The sequence below is a fragment of the Flavobacterium sp. UBA6195 genome, from assembly GCF_002422095.1.
Lineage (GTDB): Bacteria > Bacteroidota > Bacteroidia > Flavobacteriales > Flavobacteriaceae > Flavobacterium.
Window position 1 is genome coordinate 1 of the sequence record NZ_DITB01000115.1, and the last position, 9,440, is coordinate 9,440.

Here is a 9,440-nt window from a genome sequence, read left to right on the forward strand (position 1 = left end):
TTTTAGGCAATATTTCACAAAATAACTATAATTATCAGCCTTTAACGCGTCAAACGAACTTTGGAACTATTGATGAACCTATTGCTTTATTAGTGTTTTATGAAGGACAAGAAAAGGATAAATACCTTACTTTTTTTGGTGCAGGAAAAGCCGTTTATCAATACAATGAAAAAAATAAATTAAAATTTATTCTTTCGGGTTATCATACGCAAGAGCAAGAATATTATGATATCTTGGCTCAATACAGATTAGGTGAGGTTGATGCAAATATTGGTTCAGAAACGTTTGGAGATGTGGTTTTTTCTCGTGGCGTGGGCTCTCAATTAAATCATGCTCGTAATAATTTAGATGCACTAATTGTTAATACAGAAGTTAAAGGTTTTCATGAAATTAATAAAAAATCTCAAATTGAATGGGGAGCAAAGTTTACTATTGAGGACATTAGAGATCGATTAGTAGAGTGGGAGGCAGTAGATTCTGCCGGTTTTTCATTACCAAATCCATTATTGGAATATGTAAACAATCAACCTTATAATCCTTATTATGGGCCATTAGCACCTTATAAAAATATTAGAGCTACTAATTTTACTAAAATTAATAGATTGTCAGGATATTTACAATGGAATTATAGGGGGAAATTAGGAGCTCATGAGTATTGGTTAAACGCAGGAATTCGTTCTCATCAATGGCAAGTTACCGCTGATAATCGACCTGATGGAGCTAGTCAATTTACTTTTTCTCCTAGAGCTCAATTTGCTTTTAAACCTAACTGGCGTAAAGATATGATGTTTCGATTGTCTGGAGGTTTGTATCATCAACCTCCTTTTTATCGAGAACTTCGAGATTATGATGGGGTAGTTCAAACAAATGTAAAAGCCCAACAATCATTTCATATCGTTTTAAGTAATGATTACAGTTTTAAAATGTGGAATCGCCCTTTTAAATTGGTTGCAGAAGCTTATTATAAAAATATTACGGATGTAAATACCTATACAATAGACAATGTTCGCATCCGATACAGAGCAAACAATAACGCAGAAGCTTATGCTTACGGATTTGACGCTAGGCTAAATGGTGAGTTTGTTCCTGGAACCGAATCTTGGTTTAGTTTTGGGTACTTAAAAACTGAGGAAAATCAAGACGGAAAAGGTTTTATAGCTCGTCCAACAGATCAAAGACTTAAATTTGGAATTTTATTTCAAGATTATATGCCAAACATTCCTAATCTTAAGTTATATTTAAACTTGGTTTACAATACAGGATTGCCAGGAGGATCGCCTTCATATGTTGAAGATTCCTATGCTTATCAAATGCGATTAAATGATTATAGAAGAGCTGATGTTGGATTTTCTTATGTGTTTAAAGACCAAGAAATTAAGTCTACTAAAAAATGGTTAAAACCTTTTAATGAATTCTCTTTAGGGTTGGAAATTTTCAATTTATTCAACAATCAAAATGCGATTACGAATACTTGGGTTCGTGATGTATATACAAAATCACAATACGGAATTCCAAACTACATGACCACTCGCGTTTTTAATATCAAATTGGTAGCCCGATTGTAAGCCAATTATTATTTTAGTATATTTGACTATAAAATTCAAACAGATGAAACGTATTCTTTTTATTTTTAGCTTAGTTGCAACTTTAATGAGTTGTAAAAATGAAGCAGAAACGCCAAAGGTTATCTACGAAGAAGGAAAAACTAAGGTAGAAGTTGAGGCAAAAGATACGTCATCTATCAAGGTGGCTGATTTGCCAATTTTGATGGAGGGAACCCAATATTTAATTCATCCTGTTGGAGATGTTCGTGTTTATGACTCGAATAGTAAAGTGTATGGAAGCAGTAAAACCAATCAGGTAAGTTATGCGATTTCCAATTATAACCGATTTGAAATTACAGGTTATTTCGATAATTTGAATTTTCAACACATCGATTCAACTACTGTTAAACCATTAACCGATAAGAAAATCCAAATTCAAACCGCAACTTTTTTAGACGGAATTGCTGCGAAAACCAAGAGGCAAATTATCGTTTATACCTTAGTGGATTCCGATACCAATAAAGACGGAAAAATTAATCAGAATGACATTCGTTCGTTGTATTTGAGTTCAGCAAGTGGTGATAACTTCACTAAACTTTCAGAAAATCTTCTAGAATTAATCGATTGGAATATTATTGAAGCCCAAAATCGTTTGTATTTCAGATGTATCGAAGACATCAACAAAAATGGTGCTTTTGATAAAAATGATAAAGTACACTACCACTATGTAAACTTGTTAGCTGACGAGTGGAAAGTGGAAGTTTATAACCCGAATTGATATTGTTAAGTTTTATTATGTCTAAGATTATTTTATGAAGAAAATCTTAATCTTTCTTATATTTTCAATTACCTTATCAAGTTTTGGACAATCAAAATCTGTTGAAAAAATCAAAATTAATAAACGCAAAATCGCTTTAATAGAATATGATAAAAATTGGATTTTTCCATTTAAAAATGCAGAACCAGCACAACTGAATGATACAGATTTTAAAGAAATTGAAAGGTTATTAATAGAATGTACTTCAAAATCGAATGAGTTACTCCCTTTAAAAAGATATTATCGACAATATGTTGTTGTGAGAAATGAAAATGGAGAAAAGGAAGTTTATGTAAATTTTATGTGTGAATTAGTGAGCCTCGATTTTGCAGATTGGAAAAAAGAATTAATTGACGTAGCAGATGGTGGAAATTGCTATTTTAATGTGAAGATAAATTTAAGTTCAAAAACTTATTATAATCTGATGATAAACTTGCAAGGTTAAATCAGTTGTAACGCAAAAGTTTAAAAAAATCTGTATAATCCGCGTTGTAAATCATCCGTTTCATCCGCGTTCTAACTCTAAATCAAAATATCACTCTCTAAATCCGATTTTTCAATTTCAAAATCAAATCCTAATTTAGAAACCAATTCAATGACCAATTTTTTATACCAGTTTTCACTTTTAGGGTGAATGTAGATTTTTTCGATTAATTGATTTAGATTAACATCAACTTTTAAACCGTTATCGATTTTCATTCCATTAGCCGAAACGTCTGAAATAATTCGAATTTCTCTTTCGTATTGAAAACTTTTACGTTTAAACAAAAACGGGAAAAACGTATCTTCAAACGGAATAAATTCTTTTTTGTAATCGATGTAATTTACAGCACCAATATATTGCTCGGTTTGTCTTTCAGGTTGTAAGGCTTCTTTAAGTCTGCCAATAGTTGTTTGAATCGCTAAACCTTCCGTATTTTGAGTAAAAATTTGCCACATGGCAAATGATTCGTATTCATTAATATGCCAACTACTAATCACAACTTTTTCTCGATGTGATTTGTAGTAATCTAAAAACTTAGGATTGTTAGCAGCAATTTTCTTTATTTCTTCAAAAGTAGGTTCTGAAAAGGTGCCTTCATATTGATCTTCAAACTTATCTGAACGCGACATAAACAACTGTTGTGACAACAGCATGTCTAAAAACTTAGACAAGTCCAAATATTTCCAAACAATGGTCTCATTGTCATCGGGTAATGTGATATTTGGATGGTTTACATACATTTTTCAAGTGCAATTTCAAGTTCAAAAATCAAATTCAAGTAAAATTACAAATTTTGGAACACAGATTTAAGAAATTTACATAATCTACAAAATCTTGAAATGAGATTAATTTATTTTGCTAAACTCCTAACTTTTACTCGAAACTCTGCATCATTACCAACTTCGAATACGTCCCGTTTAAAGCTAATAATTCGTCATGCGTTCCTTGCTCCACGATTTCACCTTTCTGCATTACAACAATTTTATCCGCTTTTTGAATGGTTGATAATCGGTGTGCGATAACAATTGATGTTCTATTTTGCATCATGTTTTCTAATGCCACTTGAACGAATTTTTCACTTTCTGTATCTAAAGCCGAAGTAGCTTCATCTAAAATCATAATTGGAGGATTTTTCAAAACGGCTCTTGCAATCGATAAGCGTTGTTTTTGTCCGCCTGAAAGTTTTCCACCAGCATCACCAATGTTTGTTTCAATTCCGTTAGGTAAATCTTTTACGAATTCGTAAGCATTAGCTACTTTTAAAGCCGCAATGATTTCTTCATCTGTTGCATCTTGTTTCCCTAATAGAATATTATTTTTTATCGTATCGTTAAACAAAATTGAATCTTGAGTAACTAATCCCATTAAATGACGTAACGATTCTAACGTCATGTCTTTAATGTCGATATCGTCGATTTTTACACTTCCTTCTTGTACGTCATAAAAACGAGTCAATAAATTCGCAATCGTACTTTTTCCAGAACCTGATTGTCCTACTAAAGCGACTGTTTTTCCTTTTGGAACTTCTAACGAGAAGTTTTTTAGAACATTTTCTTCTTCATATTTAAAGTTGATGTTTTCAATTGTGATGGAAGTATCAAAAGAAGTTTTTATGATTGCATTTTCTTTATCGGTAATAGTATTTTCAACTTCTAATACATCAAAAACGCGTTCGGCAGCAGCCAATCCACTCTTTACCTGATAAGAAGCTTTAGAAATTGCTTTTGCAGGAGTTAGAATATTGTAGGCTAATCCCATGTAAGCAATAAATTTAGAGCCTTCAAGTAGAGGAGAACCATCAGCAAAGGTTTCTACCAAAACCATATTTCCTCCGTACCAAAGTAAAATAGCAATTACAACGATTCCCATGAATTCACTCATAGGAGAAGAAAGGTTGTTTTTTCTTCCGATACTGTTTGTTAGACGATATAATCTTTGAATTGAACTATTGAATTTGTTTGTAAATGAGCCTTCTGCATTATAACTTTTAACTACCTTTAATCCGCCAAGGGTTTCTTCTACAACCGAAATCAAATAACCATTTTCATCTTGTGCTCTTTTAGATTTTGCTTTTAAACTTTTTCCAATTTTAGAAATGATAAAACCAGAAATAGGGATAAAAACAAATACGAATAAAGTTAATTTAAAACTTATTACAATCATGGCACCAATAGTGAAAACAATTGTCATTGGCTCTTTAATAACCAATTCCAGGATGTTAAAAAACGAATTTCTTACTTCATTAACGTCTCCTAACATTCTTGCCATCATATCACCTTTTCTTTTCTCTGAATAATAGGAAATTGGAAGACTAATGATTTTATCAAACATTTTGTTTCTAAGGTCTTTTAAAACTCCATTTTTTAGAAGCATCAAATGATTTAGAGCTAAATAATTAAAAATGTTTTTTAATAAGAAAGTTGAAATAATAATAGAAACTACTAATAAAAGAGCGTATTGTGCACCACTTTCATTTGTTAATTTTGTTATGTAAAAATATAAATAATCATTTCCGTAGCTTGTTATTTCCCAAATCGAAGTTAATTTAGGTTCTTTAACTATTTTTTCAGCGTCTTTGAACAAAACATCGAGCATTGGAATTAATGCAATAAATGATAAAGTACTAAAAAGAGCATAAAGAATATTATAAATAACATTCATTACAATATCTTTTTTGTACTTCAGAGCAAACGGAATTATTTTCTTTAAATTTTGGTCCATTTAGTTTAATTTCATTGCTGAAATAATGCCAGCAATTTTGTTATCTAATTCTTTTTCAACTGATTTTGCGTTTTCAATCGTATCTAAATCTCCATTTACGCTGAAATAGAATTTAATTTTTGGTTCGGTTCCACTTGGTCGTGCACAAATTTTACTTCCGTCTTCCAAATAGTAAATCAATACGTTTGATTTTGGAACATGAATTTCAAATTCTTCATTGTTCATGAAGTCTTTTCCTTTTGAAGCTTGATAATCTTCGATGCAAATCACACGTTGTCCATTGATTTCCTTTAAAGGATTTTCGCGTAAAGCAATCATCATTTGTTTGATTTCGTTAGCGCCTTCAATTCCTTTTTTGGTAATCGAAATCAAATGTTCTTTATAGAAACCAAAATCAATATACAAATTCAATAATTCTTGGTATAACGAACTTCCCGAAGCTTTAGCTTGCGCTGCAATTTCACTTACCAATAAAATAGCGGCAACAGCATCTTTATCACGAACGGCATCGCCCACCATAAAACCAAAACTTTCTTCACCACCACCAATAAATTTCTGATTTGGGAAATCTTTAATGAATTTTGCAATCCATTTGAATCCTGTTAATCCTACTTTACATTCTACATCATAAGCTGCTGCTAATTCCAACATCATTGGAGTGGAAACAATAGTCGAACCAATGAATTCATTTCCTTGGAATTTATCAGCGCGTTTCCATTGTTCTAATAGGAAAGCGGTCATGATAACCATCGTTTGATTTCCGTTTAATAATTTGATGTTTCCATCTAAATCACGAACGGCAACCCCTAAACGGTCAGAATCTGGGTCAGTTCCTACGACCATATCGGCACCAATTTTCTCTGCTAAAGCAATTGCCATCGACAACGCTTCTGGTTCTTCTGGATTTGGAGAAACTACGGTTGGGAAATCACCATTAGGTTCCGCTTGTTCAGGAACGATATTTACATCGATATAACCAGCTTTTGCTAATACGTTTGGAATTGCTTTAATCGAAGTTCCGTGTAAAGAAGTATAAACGATTTTTAAATTCGCTTTTGCCTCTGCTGGAGTATTAAAACTTGCATTTTCAACCGTTGATTTAGCGAAAGCTTCGTCTACTTCAGTATCGATATATTCAATTAAATCGTTGTTCGCTTCGAATTTAATATCGCTGTATTTTAAATCTTCGATTACCTTGATAATTTCAGCATCTTGAGGCGGTACTAATTGACCACCATCTTGCCAATATACTTTGTATCCGTTGTACTCTGGTGGATTGTGAGAAGCCGTTAAAACAATTCCTGCATGGCAATTCAAATGACGAACTGCAAATGATAATTCAGGAGTTGGGCGCATATCTGAAAACAAATATACTTTAATTCCGTTAGCCGAAAAAACATCAGCTACTACTTTAGCCAATGTATTACTGTTATGACGACAATCGTAAGCGATTGCTACTTTCAATTGTTCGTTTGGAAACGATTTATGTAAATAATCTGATAAACCTTGCGTGTTTTTACCTAATGTGTATTTGTTGATACGATTCGTTCCAACACCCATAACACCACGCATTCCACCCGTTCCAAATTCTAAATTTTTATAAAAACTTTCTTCCAACTCTTTTGGAGCCGAAGTCATCATTTCTTCTATAGCGTTTCGAGTTGCTTCGTCAAATGTTGGGGTTAACCACTCGTTTACTTTGTTTAAAATACTTTGTTCGATATGCATATTCTGTATGTTTTGAGAGAACTATTGTTTTCTCACAATATTATAGTACTTCTGAAATCTTATAACGTTCTTCGTTGTTTTTGGTTCTTAGGATGATTTCACCTAAAAATCCGGCTAAGAATAATTGAGTTCCAATTAACATCGCGGTTAGCGATAAATAAAATTGCGGTCTTTCGGTGATTAATCTTCCTGTTGTGTTGATGAATAATTTATCGATACCTAAGTAGAATGCGAATAAAAATCCAATCACAAACATAATGGAGCCTAATAATCCGAAAAGATGCATTGGTCGTTTTCCGAAAGTAGATAAAAACCAAATCGTAATCAAATCTAAGAAGCCATTAATAAAACGGCTCATTCCAAATTTAGAACTTCCGTATTTTCTAGCTTGATGAATCACGACTTTTTCACCGATTTTCCCAAATCCAGCATTTTTAGCTAAAACAGGAATGTAGCGGTGCATTTCACCAGAAACTTCAATGTTTTTGATAACAATATTTTTATAGGCTTTTAATCCACAATTGAAATCATTCAATTTAACGCCTGAAGTTTTTCTAGCCGCCCAATTAAACAATTTTGAAGGAATGTTTTTCGCTACAACTGAATCGTAACGTTTTTTCTTCCAACCTGAAATCAAATCATAATTATCTTCTGTAATTAAACGGAATAATTCTGGAATTTCATCTGGACTATCTTGTAAATCGGCATCCATAGTAATCACGACATCACCTTGTGCTTTTGCAAAACCTGCATGCAAGGCTTGTGACTTTCCATAATTTCTAAGAAAACGGATACCTTTTACATTTGAATTTTCTTGAGATAATTTTTGAATAACATTCCAAGAAGCGTCAGTACTACCATCATCAATAAAAAGGATCTCATAGGAAAAGTTGTGCGCTTGCATCACTTTCACAATCCAATTGTGTAATTCAGGTAACGATTCTTGTTCGTTTAATAATGGGATAACTATGGATAAATTCATTTAGAATACAGGTTTATCTTTTTTGAAAATTGCAGCTAAAATTGCACCAAAAATTGCAGAACCTACTATGCTCCAAATACTTCCTTTGGCTTGCTCAATTGCAGAAAATTGGTTGTAATCTTTCATTTTATCAACTGTTTCTTTGATAGCAGAAGTGGGAGTTCCAAATTTTTCTAACATTTGAACAGTTGATTCAAGTGTAAGTTCTTTTAAACGAATTGCTGCTTCAGGATCAATTACATTAAAAAGTAAAATATTATAAACAACAGAAATTGCTATACCTATAAGTGCAGATACAAAATAAGTAGTGAAGCCTTCCTTAAAACTCATGTAACCACCTAAATCTTTTTTGGTTTTAACTAATAACACACAACCAATAATAATATAAACTACTAAAATTAGTATACCAAGCCACCATTTAGTCATTAAAGATAAATCAACAATGTAAATAGAAGTTGTAATCAATACACTTAATACTCCAGTGATAATACCGAAGGTAATTCCGTTTTTTTTGATAATTTCGTTCATAGTTTGTTTTGGTTTAATTAATTTACAAATATAAGAATTCTAATCGTTGTAGGATAAGAGTTAAAAAATAAAAAAAAGTTACAGAAACATTGGTAAATTAAAAATTAAATGTAATTTTGCACTCTCAAATAAAAATGTTTATAAACCAAAAGGTTATAAGTTGTTTACACCTTTATAGAATTAAAGCCGCGAAACAAATTATAATCGCTTAATAAAAAGATTTACAAAATGAAAAAAGGTATTCACCCAGAAAATTACAGATTAGTTGCTTTCAAAGACATGTCAAATGAGGATGTTTTTATCACTAAATCTACAGTAGAAACTAAAGAAACTATTACTCACGAAGGTGTTGAGTATCCAGTTTTCAAAATGGAGATTTCTAGAACGTCTCACCCTTTTTACACAGGTAAATCTAAACTTATTGATACTGCAGGTCGTATCGATAAATTCAACAGCAAATACGCTAAAAAAGCTAAATAATTTTTCGCTTTTTCAAAATAGAGAAAAGCTTCACTTAGGTGAGGCTTTTTTTATTGCCTAAATCTTCCTACTTTTGAGTATTGTTTTAAACAATTCATCACTTTAACAATTCAACATAATGAACTATATACTTTTTGACGGAACCGTTCGCAATGC

The 9,440-nt window shown here is 31.9% G+C and carries 8 protein-coding genes and 1 pseudogene; 4 read left to right on the plus strand and 5 right to left on the minus strand.

Annotation, left to right across the window (positions count from 1 at the left end):
- From B4I81_RS10175 to B4I81_RS10185, 3 genes and pseudogenes are all read left to right on the plus strand, one after another.
- Positions 1-1,565 (plus strand): annotated as a pseudogene (locus tag B4I81_RS10175) (TonB-dependent receptor); the annotation flags it as partial.
- Positions 1,566-1,608: 43 nt separating this feature from the next.
- A complete protein-coding gene (locus B4I81_RS10180; protein WP_291110304.1) occupies positions 1,609-2,322 on the plus strand; it encodes a hypothetical protein in 714 nt (237 codons plus the stop codon).
- Between the two features lie 34 nt (positions 2,323-2,356).
- On the plus strand, positions 2,357-2,806 hold the full coding sequence (locus tag B4I81_RS10185; protein ID WP_291110306.1) for a hypothetical protein: 450 nt from the start codon (positions 2,357-2,359) through the stop codon (positions 2,804-2,806).
- A gap of 77 nt (positions 2,807-2,883) precedes the next feature.
- Here the strand turns inward: B4I81_RS10185 and B4I81_RS10190 are convergent, their stop codons facing one another.
- From B4I81_RS10190 to B4I81_RS10210, 5 genes are all read right to left on the minus strand, one after another.
- Positions 2,884-3,585: a hypothetical protein gene (locus B4I81_RS10190; protein ID WP_291110308.1), complete on the minus strand. Its 702-nt coding sequence runs from the start codon at positions 3,583-3,585 to the stop codon at positions 2,884-2,886.
- A gap of 133 nt (positions 3,586-3,718) precedes the next feature.
- On the minus strand, positions 3,719-5,566 hold the full coding sequence (locus tag B4I81_RS10195; RefSeq protein ID WP_291110310.1) for an ABC transporter ATP-binding protein: 1,848 nt from the start codon (positions 5,564-5,566) through the stop codon (positions 3,719-3,721).
- Positions 5,567-7,294 carry a phospho-sugar mutase gene (locus B4I81_RS10200; RefSeq protein WP_291110312.1) on the minus strand — a complete coding sequence of 576 codons (1,728 nt, stop codon included), beginning with the start codon at positions 7,292-7,294 and terminating at the stop codon, positions 5,567-5,569. It lies immediately after the preceding gene.
- Positions 7,295-7,334: 40 nt separating this feature from the next.
- Positions 7,335-8,276, minus strand: a complete 942-nt coding sequence (locus tag B4I81_RS10205) for a glycosyltransferase family 2 protein (protein WP_291110314.1) — start codon at positions 8,274-8,276, stop codon at positions 7,335-7,337.
- Positions 8,277-8,804 (minus strand): DUF4199 domain-containing protein, encoded by a 528-nt coding sequence (locus B4I81_RS10210; RefSeq protein WP_291110315.1) that lies wholly within the window; start codon positions 8,802-8,804, stop codon positions 8,277-8,279.
- Between the two features lie 228 nt (positions 8,805-9,032).
- Between B4I81_RS10210 and B4I81_RS10215 the strand changes: the two genes are divergently transcribed.
- On the plus strand, positions 9,033-9,284 hold the full coding sequence (locus B4I81_RS10215; protein ID WP_026724762.1) for a type B 50S ribosomal protein L31: 252 nt from the start codon (positions 9,033-9,035) through the stop codon (positions 9,282-9,284).
- Positions 9,285-9,440: the final 156 nt, after the last annotated feature.

Excerpts from the sequence above, each read along its gene's own strand:
- B4I81_RS10190 (WP_291110308.1), bottom strand. The coding sequence starts at position 3,585 with ATGTATGTAAACCATCCAAATATCACATTACCCGATGACAATGAGACC.
- B4I81_RS10200 (WP_291110312.1), bottom strand. The coding sequence starts at position 7,294 with ATGCATATCGAACAAAGTATTTTAAACAAAGTAAACGAGTGGTTAACC.
- B4I81_RS10195 (WP_291110310.1), bottom strand. The coding sequence starts at position 5,566 with ATGGACCAAAATTTAAAGAAAATAATTCCGTTTGCTCTGAAGTACAAA.
- B4I81_RS10185 (WP_291110306.1), top strand. The coding sequence starts at position 2,357 with ATGAAGAAAATCTTAATCTTTCTTATATTTTCAATTACCTTATCAAGT.
- B4I81_RS10180 (WP_291110304.1), top strand. The coding sequence starts at position 1,609 with ATGAAACGTATTCTTTTTATTTTTAGCTTAGTTGCAACTTTAATGAGT.
- B4I81_RS10210 (WP_291110315.1), bottom strand. The coding sequence starts at position 8,804 with ATGAACGAAATTATCAAAAAAAACGGAATTACCTTCGGTATTATCACT.
- B4I81_RS10215 (WP_026724762.1), top strand. The coding sequence starts at position 9,033 with ATGAAAAAAGGTATTCACCCAGAAAATTACAGATTAGTTGCTTTCAAA.
- B4I81_RS10205 (WP_291110314.1), bottom strand. The coding sequence starts at position 8,276 with ATGAATTTATCCATAGTTATCCCATTATTAAACGAACAAGAATCGTTA.